Annotated in this window: 14 protein-coding genes; 5 read left to right on the top strand and 9 right to left on the bottom strand. The window is 41.6% G+C overall.

Translation table 11 applies throughout. The annotated features are described in order from the left end of the window. Positions 1-837: 837 nt before the first annotated feature. A complete protein-coding gene (locus ACVBIK_RS17675; RefSeq protein ID WP_447170201.1) occupies positions 838-1755 on the bottom strand; it encodes a hypothetical protein in 918 nt (305 codons plus the stop codon). A gap of 783 nt (positions 1756-2538) precedes the next feature. Here ACVBIK_RS17675 and ACVBIK_RS17680 point away from each other — a divergent pair. The 3 genes from ACVBIK_RS17680 to ACVBIK_RS17690 all read left to right on the top strand — a co-directional run bounded on the left by ACVBIK_RS17680 (position 2539) and on the right by ACVBIK_RS17690 (position 5320). After that, positions 2539-2823, top strand: coding sequence for a hypothetical protein (locus ACVBIK_RS17680; protein WP_447170202.1), 285 nt, complete (start codon positions 2539-2541; stop codon positions 2821-2823). 971 nt (positions 2824-3794) lie between these two features. Further along, entirely contained in the window at positions 3795-4070 is a 276-nt protein-coding gene (locus tag ACVBIK_RS17685) for a hypothetical protein (RefSeq protein WP_447170203.1), read from the top strand. Continuing rightward, on the top strand, positions 4070-5320 hold the full coding sequence (locus ACVBIK_RS17690) for a tyrosine-type recombinase/integrase (RefSeq protein WP_447170204.1): 1251 nt from the start codon (positions 4070-4072) through the stop codon (positions 5318-5320). Before ACVBIK_RS17685 ends, ACVBIK_RS17690 begins: the two co-directional genes overlap by 1 nt. A gap of 142 nt (positions 5321-5462) precedes the next feature. On the opposite strand, the gene ACVBIK_RS17695 is transcribed toward ACVBIK_RS17690, so the two are convergent. The 7 genes from ACVBIK_RS17695 to ACVBIK_RS17725 all read right to left on the bottom strand — a co-directional run bounded on the left by ACVBIK_RS17695 (position 5463) and on the right by ACVBIK_RS17725 (position 12477). Then, a complete protein-coding gene (locus ACVBIK_RS17695; protein WP_012154758.1) occupies positions 5463-5792 on the bottom strand; it encodes a YbaB/EbfC family nucleoid-associated protein in 330 nt (109 codons plus the stop codon). 99 nt (positions 5793-5891) lie between these two features. Then, complete coding sequence (gene dnaX / locus ACVBIK_RS17700) at positions 5892-8720, bottom strand: DNA polymerase III subunit gamma/tau (protein WP_447170205.1); 2829 nt, start codon at positions 8718-8720, stop codon at positions 5892-5894. Positions 8721-8918: 198 nt separating this feature from the next. Continuing rightward, positions 8919-9470, bottom strand: coding sequence for an adenine phosphoribosyltransferase (gene apt / locus ACVBIK_RS17705; protein ID WP_447162100.1), 552 nt, complete (start codon positions 9468-9470; stop codon positions 8919-8921). Between the two features lie 255 nt (positions 9471-9725). After that, positions 9726-10094 carry a YbaN family protein gene (locus ACVBIK_RS17710; RefSeq protein ID WP_447162101.1) on the bottom strand — a complete coding sequence of 123 codons (369 nt, stop codon included), beginning with the start codon at positions 10092-10094 and terminating at the stop codon, positions 9726-9728. Between the two features lie 283 nt (positions 10095-10377). Beyond that, positions 10378-11133, bottom strand: coding sequence for an HvfC family RiPP maturation protein (locus ACVBIK_RS17715; protein ID WP_447162102.1), 756 nt, complete (start codon positions 11131-11133; stop codon positions 10378-10380). Further along, positions 11133-11984 (bottom strand): HvfB family MNIO-type RiPP peptide maturase, encoded by an 852-nt coding sequence (locus ACVBIK_RS17720; RefSeq protein ID WP_447162103.1) that lies wholly within the window; start codon positions 11982-11984, stop codon positions 11133-11135. Before ACVBIK_RS17720 ends, ACVBIK_RS17715 begins: the two co-directional genes overlap by 1 nt. 94 nt (positions 11985-12078) lie before the next feature. After that, the gene (locus ACVBIK_RS17725; protein ID WP_447162104.1) at positions 12079-12477 is read right to left on the bottom strand and encodes an HvfA family oxazolone/thioamide-modified RiPP metallophore; all 399 of its coding nucleotides are present in this window, start codon (positions 12475-12477) and stop codon (positions 12079-12081) included. Between the two features lie 382 nt (positions 12478-12859). On the opposite strand from ACVBIK_RS17725, the gene dusC reads away from it, so the two are divergent. Then, complete coding sequence (dusC, locus tag ACVBIK_RS17730; RefSeq protein ID WP_447163432.1) at positions 12860-13804, top strand: tRNA dihydrouridine(16) synthase DusC; 945 nt, start codon at positions 12860-12862, stop codon at positions 13802-13804. A 129-nt stretch (positions 13805-13933) separates the two neighbouring features. Continuing rightward, entirely contained in the window at positions 13934-14290 is a 357-nt protein-coding gene (locus tag ACVBIK_RS17735) for a TraR/DksA family transcriptional regulator (protein WP_447162106.1), read from the top strand. A 115-nt stretch (positions 14291-14405) separates the two neighbouring features. On the opposite strand, the gene ACVBIK_RS17740 is transcribed toward ACVBIK_RS17735, so the two are convergent. Beyond that, the gene (locus tag ACVBIK_RS17740) at positions 14406-17159 is read right to left on the bottom strand and encodes a TonB-dependent receptor plug domain-containing protein (RefSeq protein ID WP_447170206.1); all 2754 of its coding nucleotides are present in this window, start codon (positions 17157-17159) and stop codon (positions 14406-14408) included. Positions 17160-17954 lie beyond the last annotated feature (795 nt).

The raw sequence follows: 17954 nt of genomic DNA on the forward strand, positions 1-17954 counted from the left end.
ACGGACTGTCTCCAATGAAGTTTGAAAAGCAGTATTATGAGAACTTAGAAAGTGTCTAGAAAACTAGGGGCTTACCATAACTGGTATAAAGTAAGAATATCTTTCTGAGCAGTCAGTTCTACTGGAGATGCTGACATTCCCTCATAAGTATCTGCCGTTTTGATCGCACAACCAGTCCCCAAAAAAACTATTAAAACAATAAGTAATACACGCATAAAAACCATCCATAGAAAATGCAACAACAATATCCCCCTTTATATGCTTAACATTAAGGAGTCCTTGTATTTCGAATCCTTATATGACATCAGATTTCACATGCTTTTACTAGAGCGCCGAAGTGAAAGAACGTGAATTTAGCATGGAATAGCGCGAGTAAATCAAATTATAGATGTTCCCACTTTGTAGCTATGGGTAATAAGCAACAAATGTTGATCACTGGTTTTTAAGTTAGCCGACAATAACTAAGAGTCTACTGTTAGATATGATTATGTCATTAAAATAGTGTGTAACAAACTTTGGGGCGTGCGACGTGAGGTCGTATGAAGCGCTTTTGAGAGAACCACCTGTATCCCCAGATGAACCTAGGAGTAGTAAGCCCCTACTTCTGAGTCCGAAATTAAATTATTAACATACACTTATAATTACCCAATTCGGTGCCTATCTACTATTGAGTCTGTAACGGAAGACAGGTTCGCATGATTCTCTAGAGAGTAAGACTAGTAACTAGTGCTAGCCTTTCGTTAGACAACACCAAAGTGTGTAGACTGACATCATCCTCTAGCTTTACTTTTTGTTTTGCTAGGAAACGGGCGCTTAGGCGCCCGTTTCTGCACTTAGTTATTGATAGAACCTTTCTCTCAATTCATCGCACTGCACCGTTCGTTGCACTATCTTGGTTTTCAGTAGTTCAGCATCCTCATGGCTTAGTAACGCCTGCCGCGTCTTCTTATCAAACCTTGTTGGCATCTCTTCATATAGCTGGTTATGCAGCCTCTTTATGTCATTAAAGATTTGCAACGATTGCGAGAACAGCATGACCTTGTCGTAATAACCGTTCTTGAGGCCATACAACCACTTTAAAAGGATAGTTTGCCTTGCGGTCTTAGTCTTAAATGAATGTTCTATCTCAATAGCAGCGATTGTGCCATCGGGCTCTATGGCTATGCCGTCGACATTGCGCACATCATTAGATTTAAACAGCCGCTTAAACTCTGGCTCGGTAACAAACGAATACCAATAGGGTTTAGCTATCTTATCTTTCGTTTGGTTATGAACGCCCTGAAGCAAAACAAACTGCATCATAAGGTCGTGCATGATGGTGTTTTGGTTGACTCGTAAGCTAGGCTCTCCAGCACGAAAATAAACAGCAACTGATAACAGCTCCTCGGCGTATTTCGCCCCCGCATAATCGAGCACATAAACACGTCCATCTAAAGAACGGTGAGTGATAACAAGGCTTAGCAATTTCTCGCTGACAAGCTTGTTCAAATGCTCTAATGCGAGCCGGTGTGGAATACCATAAAGCCAACTGATAATCGTTGGCGATGTTAAGCCGAAACGTGTGACGAGTTTCATCGTTAATACGCGCCTGTCCTTGCCAATCTGGTTATTACTTGTTCCTGATTGATAGTGCATAGGCATGGAGATATAAGGTTGATATAACCGCCCTGCCTCACCCGCTATTACAGCCGCTATTTTACCCGCTGTTTCGATGGCCTGATTTAGGTGTTGGATTGTATGGTTTTGCTCATTCATCTTGATATCCGTTATTACGTTGAACATGGTTATCAAGAGGTAGAACCTTAGAGCACAAACAATGTCGATTCAGGCAAAAAAGTGCTGATTTTTATTCCGAGATGCTTATTTCTCCCTCTCGGGATGAAAATAGCGATAGGTATCGCTACCAAGCCAGGCTTTGCCTGATGAATGAATCACTTCGTGACACATCCATATGCCTTGAATCGCCCGCCAGCTCTGATGACTCGTCATCGCCACTGTCTTACGAGCTTCGCTCTAGCTTTTCAAGACATCAAACGCGCATGTATCTCGCTACGCTCTGTACTAACCGCATTTTCACGGCTTACGACGAGGGGATGTGTGCCACCTCTATTCCCTCTTTCGATGCCGTGCTTTTCTGACGAAAAGGCAAATGGTTTAGCCATCAATTTGTGCCAAATGTGAGGCTAAATTTTGCTGAAGCAAAATGGAAATACGGTTAGTACAGACCAGCTGTACATGCGCGTTGCTCCTTTGAATCGATACTTTGTATCCATCCAAATACGCGAGCTGATAGCATGTTTCACATGCTCTTTCGTCACAAAAACTCGTGCCGATTTTTGCTATTAAAAGCACACATTCGTTGAGGTGTAATAAATAAATTTTGCGGAATTTTTGAAGAAAAAAGGAAGAATAACTTGAGGTAAAACGCCAAACTTTTTGTTGCTGACAGTTCAGCCAAACAAGTTTGTAATCTAACATTTTTTCATTAATGTGTATAGACAGTGATGAACATTTAAACAGCAAAGTCAGGAGATGATTATGAGTACAAATTCTAACAACGGGCCGCAAGTTAATGTCGATGGCACACCTATGGTGGCTGATAGCGGAGTCGATATTAAAGGCAATCCATATGGTGTAACCGACTCACCCATGGATACGAGTTGCGCCTCAATCGATACCAGCTTCGACTCTATGAGTTGCGGCATTGATAACTCTTTAAATAGCACTTTCGACAACTCTTGTAGCAGTTCACTTGATAGCTCTTTTGGCAGTTCTTGTGACAGCAGCTTCGATTCATTTAGCTCTGGATTTGATGACTTCTAGATGCCAAGAAAACGATTAGACCTAAACCAGACAATGAGCATCCCGCTGGTAATCGGCGCGATATTATTGTTCTGGTTATTCTCTTTTTATGTTGAAACAGACGATGTTCGATACCTTTGCACCTATAGCCTAGGTAGCTGCAAGCTGACCCTTGGTGCTTCAGCATACCAAGCCCTCTGCACGCAAAACCCGAGCAAAGTAAACTTATGGCGTGCCAGTTACTTTATCCTTTTTCGAATAATTTAAGATGGGCTTCACATCCTATGGAGAACGTATGTACTTTCTAATACCTGCTTTTGTCATGGTAATTGGCATCTACTATCTCGTGGTTATTTCAGAGAATAAAAACGGAAAACGGTAAAACCAACACTCTCCCAGAAAGCGTTAAAAAATTAATTTTACAAAGTCTAAACCGCCCGTAACGAATACCTAACAACCTCCACTGACCAAAAGCGGCAATCAGTAAAGAACATTACTTGCAGCTGAAAGGCGTATCTCATTTTAGAAATGCTCGTTTAATTCGTGGGTTATGCTTTTCTGTTTTTTGAAAATCTTATTAAAACAGAAGAGATATCGAAATAAACAAAATGCCAACCAATGCATACTTATGCAATATGACAAAATTTTACGCATTTTGACGAGATTAATTACTTTACAATCGATTTTTACACCTGATAAGATTTATTAAGTTTCAACAAGATACACAAACAAACAACAATGATACGTAAGGTTTTCCGGTTAGAAGACGCCCCTAGGTAGTGACTATTTAGTCAAAACAAAAAGCGTAAAAAAAACAACCTGCTAAGGAAAATGATGCAGCTAAAATCTCAAATAGAACAATCAAATTCCCCCCTCTACTTGTGGATAGGGGTCTAGCAAATCCGATTACTAGTCCGAGTAACTTTGTTCAATATTGCTATTAGAAACCGAGGAGGTTCATAATTTTGCTACCACTAACCTATCGAAAAGCGATGGAATTTTTTCAGAAACAGCTTAAACGGTTCGAACAGTTTGAAACTAGAGTGTCTCTACTAGAGAAAAAATATGAATCTATTGAAGCAAACTCTGAAGATCGGTGGATGACACTCATAGAGGCCTCATGCAGGATCCCCGGAAAAACCCCCGATGCCATTCGCCAAAGAATGACAAGTAAAACGAAACCAATGCCACAGGGTATTGTATGGAAACAAGAAGCAAAGGGGCATGAGTACCTCGTTAACCTTAAATCCTATAGAGAGTATATGTAGTGACCCAGTCACCAGCTATTGAAGCACTTTTAAAGCAAACTAAAGGAGTAACTGAACACAAAGGTAATCTTCGTGTTCAGTTTAAAGTTCCTGAGCGTTATCGCCCGATAAAGCGATCTCTTGCTATCCCTGTTACAAAGGCAAATATAAACTTTGCTCAGATTACACTGGGGAATATCAAACAAGATATCGTAAATGGTTTGTATAAGCTTGACCCCGATGCTTTTTGGACAAAGCACTTTCCAACGAACAGCATAAACTATTGTCCTAATATCACTGTTGCTGTTTGCTTCGAAGAGTATATAGCCGAGAGTGCTAACATCCTTACTGACTCCACAAGAGAAAAATTAGCGTCAGCTAAAAGCTGGTTAAATCGACATAAACTTTTGGGTCGGCCAATTTCTGAAATCACTACTGACGTACTTAATAAGGCTCGGCGGCAGACTGTCACAGAATGCAAAGATTCAACCGTCAAGGAATACACGAACACATTCAGTAAAGTTTTAAGCCATGCTTTAGACAAGAAATACATAAAATCAAACCCAACTCAATCTCTTAAGAAGCTTGTTAAGGATGATATTAACCTTGATGATGAAGACAGCCTAGTACTACCATTTTCACAAAAGGAGTTGTACCGGCTCATAAGCGTTATTCACATTCCTCAAACAAAGCGCATGGTAGAGTTGTTAGCATGGACAGGTATGCGTCATGGCGAGCTCAAAGCGTTAGCATGGGAGGATATTGATTTCGAAAAACGAATAATCCGTGTTAAGTACAATTTGACGCGCCAAGGAAATTTAAAGCCGCCAAAGACAGTTGCCGGTCATAGAGAAATCGAACTACTTCCAAAAGCAATGGAGGCACTCATTGAACAAAAGGAGCAAACCTTCAATTTAACTGCTCGCAATGAGACCATTTATTATAAAAACCAAAAATCAAAAACTATCAAACGCAGACGCGTATTTCTAAGCAGAAACAATCAGCCTTATCTCAGGCCTGAATTATCCACTACTCCCAAACAGTGGGAGAATTGGCTAATAAAAGCTGAGTTAGCTCATAGGCCTGCATATCAGTTAAGACATACCTATGCCAGTCAGCTATTGATGGTAGGAGCTGAGCCATCCTGGCTAGCTAAACAGATGGGACATTCTGACTGGGGAATGATCCGCAAGATCTATGCAAAATGGATCAAAGCGGAGAAACCAGACTACGTCAATGAGTTAGCTGACAAGTTAAATCAGACTTACTAGCCATCAAAAATTCGCAAGCAGAAACAAAAAAGCTCAAGCAAATTGCTTGAGCTTTTTTTGTTTTTAGTCGCTCGAATTTGGCCCCTATTTGGCCCCCTCCAACCTAACCGTGCAAATACACCGTTAAAACAGCAATTTAAAACTAGAACGGCATCTTCATGCCTGGTGGTAGTTGCATACCGCCGGTCACTTCAGCCATTTTCTCTTTTTGATTCTCTTCTACACGGCGCGCTGCATCATTACAAGCGGCTGCGATAAGATCTTCTAGCATCTCTTTGTCGTCTTCAAGCAGGCTTGCGTCGATATCAACTTTACGTACGCTGTGAGAACCTGTCATAGTGACTTTAACTAGGCCTGCACCAGCTTCACCAGTGACTTCCATACGTGCGATCTCTTCTTGCACTTTAGCCATTTTATCTTGCATCATCTGGGCTTGCTTCATCAAGTTGCCCATACCGCCTTTTCCAAACATACTCTAATTCTCTTCTATTATTTATCACAACAAATAAAGTGGGCTAATTTTACTAAAAAAACAGTGATTAGCAATGAAAGCTGAAATTCAATTGTAAAATTATGACTCAGTTAACCGCTTAAAGTTCGCAATATTGATCAACTCAATCAGTTTCCCCTTCTGAACCAGCAACTCTGGTTCATAGGTTAACGAGTCAGCCGTCATCTGTGCGCCCATATTTTGCGTAAGCCAACGCACGTTATCATCGGTCATTAAATCATGATGCGCTTGGATTAAAATTTCTTTATGAAAGCGTCTTCTCACCTCAAGCGGGGTTTCTCTATCATTGTCCACCCCTACCGACACACTGATACTACACGACTCACCTAAGGCATTTGTCATCGCCTCTTCAAGCTGTTTAATCGCGATGTCAGCGCCTAAATGCTTCTGATCTGGCTTAAGCAGTAATGATAACGGCTGTTCAAACTGATGACACACAGAGTTGACTGCTAGCTGCCGCACTCGGCCGCCAACTTCAAGCTCTGACATAAACCGATACCATTTCAAATCGACCACATTGCCCGTTAGCTCACCACTGGGTAATGTTGGTAAGTTTAGCTCAGCATCCTGAACAGGAGATGAATCAAGTGCCGTTTGTATCGCGCTCACCTCTTCTCGCTTAGCGACAACCTCTTGAGTTTGACCTTCATCCGTTGTCTTTATCTCACTGTCAGCTTGGGCTATTGCATTTGGCTCATCAAATCGCGCGCAAGTGTCTTGCTCATGTGGCTCTTCCCATGGCGGCCGGTCAATCACCTCTGATTTGGCCTCTGTGGCAGCTAAATTCTGGCCTTCACTTGATTCTGGGCTCTGCTGCGAGCTGATTTCGTTCTCCTTAACAGCAGGCTGCTTTCTTACTGGAGGCGTAAAAGGTTTACGACCTTCTAAGGACTTTTTTGAGGATTCCTCCTTAGGTTCATCCTCTCCTAGTCCCTCAAGTAATGTCGCTCGGGCTGCTAAGACCGCATCCAAGATATCATCACTTCCCGTAGGATCAGCACTTCCAGCATTTTGCTCTGGTAATGTTGGTGATTGGGCTAACTGCGCTTCACTGGTGTGACTTTCAAACTGATTTGCATTCTGGCTAGTTAGTTCTGTTTGATAACTTGATGAGGCATGCTCAAAACCATAATCGTTATCTTCGCCATCCTCACTGTGACCATAAGCGCCTGCATAATCAGCATATGAGGCGAGATCATCGTCAGCTTGTTCTACATCACCCTGTTCAGAGGCATGTTGAACAGCATCATCAGGTAGCCTAGTTTGTGCAACTTGAGCTTGATGTGAACCACTTTGCGCCACATTGTCTTGTGCATTTTCCTGACTGTCTGAATGAGTATCTGAATGACTGCTTGATGGAGTCTTTAATTGAGGATCAGGTTGAATGCTTGACTGCTCGCCAGGCAGTACTTGCTCTGTAGCATCTTTAAAGCCCTGCCCTTCAGCCTGGCTCATGATGACTGCCATTTCACTATTTAAGCTATCAAGCTGCTCATCCTGCATGTCAGCAACAGCATGTTTAGCCGTTGACGCTTGTGAGCTCTGGTCAGCGGGTCCTTGCTGCTCATTGTTCGTTTGAGCTGTAGATACATCCGCAGCAGGAGCACCATCTACTTTAACTGGAGCGACTTCACTGTCGGTAACTCTACCGGCAGCGCTATTTTCAGGCTCTGGCGCATGCTGAGTTACAGCTTGATGAGTCGTATCTGTCGTAACGGCAGGCTTATTGGTAACTTGCACAGATGATGTGTTTACCTCTGGCAATGCAATATCAGACTTAGTCGCTACGGCCCAGCGAGTCACAGGCTTTTCGGGTACGAAAGTGACGGCACGAAGTAACGCCATCTCGAGTCCGGACTTAGGATCTGGCGCATGGGGCAAGTCTTTACGACCCGTTAATAACAACTGGTAATATAGTTGAACTTGTTCTGCGGATAATTGCTGAGCAAACGCACTGATTTGCTCACTATATAAAGACATTTGCGCAGCTGCTGGTGCAAACTGTGTCAATGTAATTTGGTGCAGAAGCTCTAGTAAGCTGCGAAGTACCTCTTCAGGGTCAGCGCCAAATGACAACACTTTGGCCGTCACTTGCATCAAATCCATAATATCGGCTTTAGCCAATGCTTCTAGCAAGGCTAGAACATGCTTTTCGTCGATACTACCGAGCATCGTTTGCACTTGCTCAAGCTTTACTTGGCCTGCGCCAAATGCAATCGCTTGATCCGTCAGGCTTAATGCATCACGCATACTGCCATTAGCCGCTTTAGCGAGCAGAGTTAATGCTGCATCTTCAAAACTAAATTGCTCTTGGGTCAATATATGCTTTAGCTGAGTGGCTATTTCATCTTGAGTCAAACTCTTCAAGTTAAATTGCAAGCAACGAGAAAGCACTGTCACTGGTAAGCGCTGAGGATCCGTTGTCGCTAATAGGAATTTTACATGCTCTGGGGGCTCTTCAAGAGTTTTTAGCAGTGCATTAAAACTGCTACGCGATAACATGTGTACTTCATCAATAAGGTACACTTTATAGCGACCACGACTCGGCCTGTACTGCACGTTATCTAGCAACTCTCGGGTATCATCAACTTTCGTTCTTGATGCCGCATCGACCTCTATCAAGTCTACAAAACGCCCTTCGGCAATTTCAACACAAGCGGAACACTTACCGCAGGGTGTTGCGGTTACGCCTTGCTCACAATTTAAGCCTTTAGCAAAAAGACGTGCAAGACTGGTTTTACCGACACCGCGTGTACCGGAAAACAGATAGGCATGATGTAATCTTTGCTGAGTGAGCGCATTAGTTAAGGCATGCAAAACATGCGACTGACCAACCATTTGCTCGAATGTGGCAGGGCGCCATTTTCTGGCCAACACCTGATATGACATGGAACTCCCCAACGTGTCATGAATACGGTTTCGGGAGCACGCTCCTCGACATCGTTGAACAATAGCATGCAACGCTTTTACATGCTATCTCAAGCGACTGAGGAGCGATTTTGCGGTGATAAATTCACCTTTTAAGATAAAGAATAAACAACGTTGTCTATTCTTTAAAACCATCATTTATCACTGAGATAGAATGGTTTATTCGCCTTCAAACTCACAAAGGCTTACTAGATTAAGATCCATTGCCTTTAGGCGCTCTTCACCACCTAGATCTGGTAATGAAATAACAAAAGCAGCATCATTAACCGAGCCACCTAAGTTGCGGATCAGTTTCACTGTCGCTTCAATTGTACCGCCTGTAGCAAGTAGGTCATCAATAACCAATACTTTATCGTCAGCAGTAATGGCATCTACATGGATCTCTAACACGTCATGACCGTATTCAAGCTCGTAGCTTTCTGAAATCGTTTCTCTTGGTAATTTACCAGGCTTACGTACAGGGACAAAACCAATACCTAATTCTAGAGCCAAAGGTGCGCCAAATAAGAAGCCGCGCGCTTCGGTACCGACAACCTTAGTAAAACCTTGATCTTTATAGTGCTCCACTAAAAGTCCAATGGTGAGTTTATAGGCTTGTGGATCTTCTAATAAGCTAGTCACATCTCTAAACAGGATCCCTTCTTTAGGGTAGTTAGGGATGGTTTTAATGCTGTTCTTTATTAGTGCCAAGCTGTCAGTATTCATTACCATAATTCTTTACTTAATCTACTTTAGTTTGCAGACATCCCCAGTCCCAATTGGAATAAACCGGTATCGATGTCATCGAAGTGTAAAAATCGGCATCAAGCTTAAGCCGCTTTATAGCGAGTTGCAACCTACTAACGCCAGAAGTGTAATCTCAATCTAGGCAATTTTGCCATTCAATTGTCCTGAAGGAGAAATACCTCTGCAAGAGAGCGATAATAGCGCTTAAATTTCAAGATGATGAGCCAACACAGTGCACTATCACCCGTCAATTTCAGGGATGCTTCTCAGGTAAATAATTAACCCGGCTCCGAGGCAAGCCAGCATCACTTTCACCCAAATTAGCGGTACGATAACAATGCTAGTAACAAAACTGAGGCTGCTGACTAGGTATGCCTTTTTCTTTAAGCTTTTACGAATAGCACCTTGAGCCTGCCAATTTTTAAGTGCATCGGCAAACCAAGGGTGACTCATTAGCCACTGATATAGTCTGTCGCTTGAACGCGCAAAACAATAAGCAGCCAACAAAATAAACGGCACTGTTGGCAATAAAGGTAGCAATATACCTAATAGCCCTAAGACTAGACTACAAAGTCCGATAATCAGAAAAAAGCCACGTTTTAACGCCATTAACCTACCCTAAAAAACCAAAAAGCCACTCGAGTTGAGTGGCTAGTATACCTGAGCTTGGCTTAAAGGCGGATTAATTTAAGCCCAAGACCATTAACCAAGATAGGGTAGCCGGTAATGTTGGGATCAACAGTACAAGAATAAAAATAATGAAATAAAAAATATTGAATGGGTCTTTAAACGGCTGACTCATGACTTCCTCTACTTATTATTGCTGACGATATTTATTGATCTAGATCAATTTTCAAAATCATTATAGATGTGGATCACACTAATAGAAAGCCTATTTACCAATAAATTGTTTAATAATACCTTTCTGACTCAGATCTGTGAGTAGCTGTAAACACCCAGCCTTTAAGGCATCAGCGTCGATATGAGTGAATGTTTGTACGAGCCAATCCACCAGTTCAGTGTAACCAAGATTAGTATGTTGCGACATATAAGCAAGCACTTGTGCAGTTAACGGATTTAATTGTAAAAAACAGATCTCTTCATCGAGATCTCGATAGATACAGAAAAACTGCGGTGCTTTACTTGGAGATTTGGGGCGATAGTCAGGACTAATATGTTGTACATCATATGCATACTGCGCAATTTTCGCCGTAGATGACACACTAAGATTGATGGCTTCTAAATTTTGTTCAATGAGGTTAATCAGCTTATGCTCGTGATTATCTTGAGCGACTGCGACCACTAATTCTAACCACTCGTAATGGGCCAACTCCAACATAAACGGCGGATCGATTTTTGTCGTTTTGTATTCCGTTTGCAGGAATAACAAAAACTCTTGAGCTATCTCAATAAAAATGGGGCTATGACAGTCGTGAGTAACAAAAAAGTTTTGCACTATAGCTAACCAATCTTCTTCTTTATAAAGGCTTTTTAGTACTGGAAATGCATTTGACACAAAGCCATCAACATTATTAAAAAATAACTCTCGATATATTTTCATTCGACGAACTTCAATACCGTTAGGAAGCGGCTGAGACGGATCTTTAATGTAATCCATGAAGTTTTTCTGTACGTCGAGAAAGCTCATTAAGCGCTCCTTTTTAAGCTGGCAATATGCCGATTTTGATAATCATGAATTTGATTAATCTCGAGTAACAGCTCATTGGTTTGTGGAATATTAAAATCTCGTTCGAGTAGGGTTGGGTAAACTCCATGACACTCATGGCAGGCATCAAGTAACTTCCACACCGGATCGACAATATCCGCGCCATGAGTGTCTACAATAAGATCTTCAGCCTCTTCATAGTGCCCTGCAATATGTAGATAGGCTATTCGTTCGGTAGGCATGGCTTTTAAAAATTCAACAGCGTCATAACGATGGTTGATAGAGTTAACGTAAATATTATTGACGTCGAGTAGCATTTTACAATCAGCCTCTTGCATAACAGCTAAGACAAATTCAGCCTCAGACATTTCAGCGCCAGGAGCAGCATAAAAAGAAACATTTTCCAATATTAAAGGTCTTTCAATAATGTCCTCTACTTGCTTAACCCTTTTAGCCACATGCATAACGGCTTCAGACGTAAATGGGATAGGCATTAAGTCATACATATGGCCGCTGCCGGAGCAATAGCTTAAGTGTTCTGAGTAGGTCTTGATTTGATGTAAATCTAAAAAGTCTTTGACGTTTTTAACAAACTGCAGATCTAATGGCGCCGGACTGCCGATAGAAAGTGATAAACCGTGGCAGTAAAACTCATGTCTTTCGGTAAGTTCTCTAAATTGACGGCCAAACTTGCCCCCTAGAGTCATCCAGTTTTCTGGTGCGACCTCAAAAAAATTGATTTCACTTGGCACTCCTTGACAAAACTCGTCCAACATTTCTCGTCTAAGGCCTAAGCCAACTTGCCCCTTATTCACCTCATTGCTATTTGTCATACTGCGCGCCTACTATAGGTTTTCATTAACAAATAGGGCCAGCAACTGCTGACCCGGAATTATTTATATCTATGGTGTATATGCCGATTGCAGATTACTTATCCCCGCCGCACTTGCCTTCTTTGGCTTTTTTGTCAGCGCCGCACTTACCTTCTTTGGCTTTCATTTTGTCGCCGCCACATTTACCTTCACCGCACTTGCCTTCTTTGGCTTTCATTTTGTCAGCGCCACACTTACCTTCACCACACTTGCCTTCTTTGGCTTTCATTTTGTCGCCGCCACACTTACCTTCACCGCATTTGCCCTCTTTGGCATTTTTCTTCTCGGCGCCACATTTACCTTCACCGCACTTACCTTCGCCTTCTAGCAGTTGGTAACCAGCTTGCATTTCACTATAACCAAATGGACTTGCTTGTACACTAGCAGTTAGTGCACTTCCCATTACAACAGCACCTACAGCGACAGTGATTGCAGTTTTATTTACTAATTTCATAATTTAATCCTTTTACTTACTCAATTTTGTATTGGTTACCAACAAAGCATTTTGCTGGCTTGCTTAACTAGACCTGCCAACCAACAATATAATTTCATTTTTACTACAACTATCACATTTATGACCCATAAAAGCTGATAGTGCAAATAATTAGCATGATGAAATCAATTGATATTGCGATGCTTAACGCTTTTTTATCAGTAATTTCACTTAAAATATTTAACAAATAAAGCTCACGACCACGACAACAAGCCGTTAACATTATGTGCGGCACGGAATAATCGTACTTTTATCTCCGATAAAGATAGCCTGTCTATTTGGATGACTGTTGGGTATGAGGTAGAATGCAGCGCCTCGAAATATCGATATGTTGGACAAGTCAGTGCGAATAATTTTGGCGCCTATGGAAGGCGTTGTTGACGATTTAATGCGAGAGATCCTCTCAGCAATCAACCCTTATGATCTTATGGTCACAGAATTTGTCCGCGTCGTGGACCAACTTTTACCGGAAAAGGTCTTTTATCGTCTCTGCCCTGAATTACTTTCAGGCGGGCAAACACTCTCTGGGACGCCCGTTCGTGTTCAATTACTTGGACAAGAACCAGGTTGGATGGCGGAAAATGCCATCAGAGCCGTAGAGCTTGGTTCAAGAGGGGTTGATGTGAACTTTGGCTGCCCAGCTAAAATGGTCAACCGCAGCAATGGCGGTGCGGTCATGTTGCAATACCCTGAACAGCTTTATAACGTCGTTAAAGCCATGCGTGATGCGGTGCCCAATGAGCAACCTGTTACAGCTAAAATACGCCTCGGTTTTAACGATAAGTCACTGTATATGGAAAATGCTTTAGCCATTTATGAAGCTGGGGCGAGTGAACTTGCAGTGCATGCTCGGAGTAAAGTTGATGGTTATAAGCCACCAGCTTACTGGGAATATATTGCAGATATAAATGCTAAGTTACCGATCCCGGTTATTGCAAACGGTGAGATCTGGAACCAGCAAGATGCACAGCGGTGCATGGACGTCACTGGTTGCGACAGCATCATGGTTGGACGCGGCGCAATATCGCTACCTAATTTGGCCGCGAGTATAAAAGGCGATAAACCTTATACTTGGCAGCAATCACTCGATCTTATGCTTGAATACACTGACCGTGAATTAGAAGGCAGAAAAAGCACCTATTATCCTGCTCGGATCAAGCAATGGTTTGGCTATTTAAATCGTCAATATAGTGAAGCTGACGAACTATTTCGAGAGCTTAGAGTCTTTAAAAATGCAGAAGAAATCATTCAAGTGCTGAAGCTCGCTCGCGCCAAACTACCTGACTAGATCAATGTTAAGTGCTATTTACGCCACAAAAATAGCAAAATATAGCGCGGAATTGATCTCTATCATGACGAAATATGACTGCATGTTTAGACTAACTAGCCTTAAAGTCAATAATTGTAGGCAACCTAAGTGAGTACAAACCAAGTCAAACAAACCTTATCCGATATAGAATCGGAACTAAGAGTCAAGATTGGTGCACTCCCCGAGATGCAAGCCACGCTAATGGACCAGCATAATTATTCTCTTTGTGAACTCATTCAAATAATGACAGAGGTTCACTTATGCGATCATCCATTATTTTTTAAGTTGATGCGCCTAGATGCCGCTCGTTGTCAGCTTGAAATAGGCTTGTACGGTGTGTGTAGCGATTGTGAAAGTCAAATCGAAGCTGAGCAATTAGCCAGAGATCCTTTAGAGCAGCGCTGTATCGATTGCAGCGGCCACTTTAGCCGCCAACATAGGCAAGAACTCAGACTTAACCACTAACATAGCGGGATAAGTCACTGGCTAGCATTACCAAAAGCCAGCCATAAAAAAACCTCCTAATTAAGGAGGTTTTTTGTTATCTCGAAGGTAATAGCGAACTATTACGATTAAGAGCTTAGAACTTCACACTTGCTCTTACGAAGAAGAAGCGACCTAATACATCATAAGTGTACGGATCTGTGTTTGAGTCATTGTTACCAGAGTAGTAAGGAGGCTGTTCGTCAAAAATGTTATTCACACCGCCCGATAAGCGAATCGTGTTCGTCAAATCATAATTTGCCGATAGATCGTGGTAAATTACGCTATCTACACTTGGTGCATAACATTCAGATGGATCATCTTTACATGAGAATGAATCCATACCGTCGATATAACGAGCTTCGTATGTAGTACTCCAGCCATCACCAGTCGCAGTAAGGTTAAAGTTAGTCTTCAATTTTGCATATGAACCTGAGCCACTAGTGATAAAGCCAAGGTAATCAATAGCAACACCATCTTGGTCAAATTCTTCATACTTATCAATAATTGACGTATCTAAGCCAGCTTTCCAGTCTAGACCTAAACCTTCGAAGGTATACGCCAAATTAATATCGTAGCCTGCTGTATTAGTTTGACCTAAGTTCTGTAAACCATTATCAAACGAAATACGACCCGTACCATCAATTGCGATATTCGCTGACTGACAAAGTGCTGTATCGTTATTAATTTTATTACCCGTTGCATCCATACACTGGTTAGCAATGTAGTTTGAATCAACTGCGGTAATAGTATTAGTGATTTCAATATTATAGTAATCAAGTGTTAAAGACAGACCTTCAACAAAACTTGGTGAATATACCAAACCAAGGGTAGTGATATCTGCTTCTTCTGGAGTTAAATCAGGATTACCACCTACGGTGACTTCTGCCTGTGTCTGCTCTGTTGCTTCATGCTTAATTTGATCGAATGAAGGTGACTTACCACCATATAGCTCGCTTACAGTCGGTGCACGGAACGCCGTAGACATTACGCCTCGAAGCATTAGATCATCAATTACGCGCCAAGTTAAGCCAAGTTTCCACGTATTATCAGAACCAAATGTACTGTAATCAAAGTAACGAATTGCCGCACTTAAATCCACTTGCTGCGCCATAGGCAGATCGCTAAGTAGAGGTATAGCCAATTCAGCATAAACTTCATTCACATCAAAAGAACCTGCTGTAGCTTCTTGACGTGGATCATTTGCTAGACCTTGTGAAGTCAACGAATCAGGCGTGTAATGCGCCGACTCTTTACGATATTCATAACCGGCAGCAAAACCAAGAGTACCAGCTGGTAAATCCATTATTTCACCAGAAAGCGTCGCAGCCATTACATCGAGTTCACTACCACCACTGTTAATTTCAGTGTAGATAAAAGGCTCTATACTTTCACCGACCCAAGAGTCTTGGCTAAACGGATCGAACTCTTTAGCTAATACTGCATCGTTGATAGAACCCAGATTGTGCAGATTAGCTAATGTATCAACAGAATCGTTCTTACCCTTGTTGTAAGAAGCATCCCAAGTCCAACCATTGTCGAACTCGCCCTCAAGACCGACAACAAGACGCACAGTATCGACAACCTGTGAGAAGTTACGTGTACCTGATTCTACCACGCGGCGACCGTAATCTAATTTTTCGCCTTCTTGCACTAGACCAACTAGGTCATCTGTCATCCAAGATGAATCATATGCCCAAGCCGTGTCATTCCAAATTGGCTGCGGTGCCATTTGCTGTTCAGACCAACGCTTTGAGTACATTGCTTCTGAAAAAAACATGATTGAATCTGAAAGCTCATACGTACCTGAGAAAGATAGATTCAAACGCTCCATTGGCGTAGAAAGGTAACTGTCTTCTGAGTAATTATATTTATCATCATTAGTGAAATCATGATATTCACCGCCACGACCACTTAAGTTGGCTTCAGTAACATTGTCATCGAAGTATTCAAACTTAGCCTTGCCATCATCACCCGCAACATAGTGACCGTAGTAACCTGAGTCACCTACCTTATATTCTCCATCTTCTCCAGAACCGACAAGATCATGGTGTGAATCGCCCCAGATATGGCCACCTTCAGAGTATGAGCTTCCGCCACAATAAAGCTCGCTACCGTCTGAAGTTTCAGTAATAGGGCATTCCGAGAAGCTACGGTCAGCTTGGCTAGCATCGCCGCGCTTAGTGTACTGCGCATTGATAACAACATTACCCTTATCAAAGGTATTACCTATGGTGAAATCCACACTTGATTCATCAGCATCACCCTGGCCAGTAACACCAGTTTGTACATTCATCTCAAAACCATCAAAATCACGCTTAAGAATCACGTTTACAACACCGGCAATAGCATCTGTGCCGTAAACTGCAGAAGCACCATCTTTAAGTACTTCAACGCGTTGGATCATCGAAACAGGGATAGTGTTCAAATCAACAGATGAAGCTGCGCCAGTACCCGATGCAATCATACGGCGACCATTGACCAGTACTAAAGTACGCTCTGAGCCTAGACCACGTAAATTAACGCGCGCATTACCACCAGAGCCATTGTTAACCGCGGCATTGGTCATCGCTCCGCCAGATACGGTCATATTTTGCAAGACATCATCAATCGATGTTGCACCTGATGCAATAATGGCTGAAGCATCAATAACAGTTACCGGACTTGCAGATTCCATATCTGCACGTTTAATACGTGATCCAGTAACTTGAATACGTTCTACTTTATTTTCTGCTGTATTATCTGCACTGGCTTCTTCTGCAAATGCAAATCCAGATAAGGCTACACTTGTCGCTGCTGCTGCAATAAAGCTACGACGTATTGCTTTTGCGGTTAAGGTTACTGAGTTCATATTTATCCCCTCAAATCCCAGAATGTTAAAAACTGAAACTGATATATTTATTATTCTTTAAAAGGAAGTTAATTACTTCGCAGTAAATACTGTTAAAATTTAACCTTTAAGTCAATAGTCATTACATAAAAATAACGCGAATGATATCAATTGATACAAGCACACTTAAACATATAAATAGAAAGCAATTAAAAATAAGCAAAAACAGTGCTTTAGAATAATTTTGATGCGTACTAGTTTTGATAAGAACATGTATCAACCATCATTTCAAATGTTAACAAATTATTAACAGCAAACATTATGCAACCGCTCGAAAATAAATCAAAGCTGAAGATAAAAACAACATAATAAGGCTTAAAACACTAAAACTCGGACTTTGACCGCTGTTATTTAAAGCAATAGCAAAACAAAAACATTCACACCAAAAAAATCACATATAATTAACAATTAATTCATCATGTATCTAAGGTTTAATTTAAATCAGTGTTATTTAAACGTGTCATTTAACAAAAAACAAACTAAACCTACCCGACTTGAGAATTTATTGGTTAATAAACACACTTTATTAATTAGACGATTATTTACCGAGACCTAAAGTATGTCGTTTATACTTAGGGAGTCAGGAAACGCGTCGCATCGATGAATGACTAAAAGCGATGAAGTAACAAGTAAGAAGTTAAACAAGATGGTTAACAAAAGAAAGGGATAAACTACTACAGCGAATGGGTATTATATTAAGCCCTACTTAGTTTTAGTAGGCAAAAAAAAGGAGCCTTAAGGCTCCTTTATGTACGC

This window comes from Shewanella sp. 125m-1 (assembly GCF_052977065.1).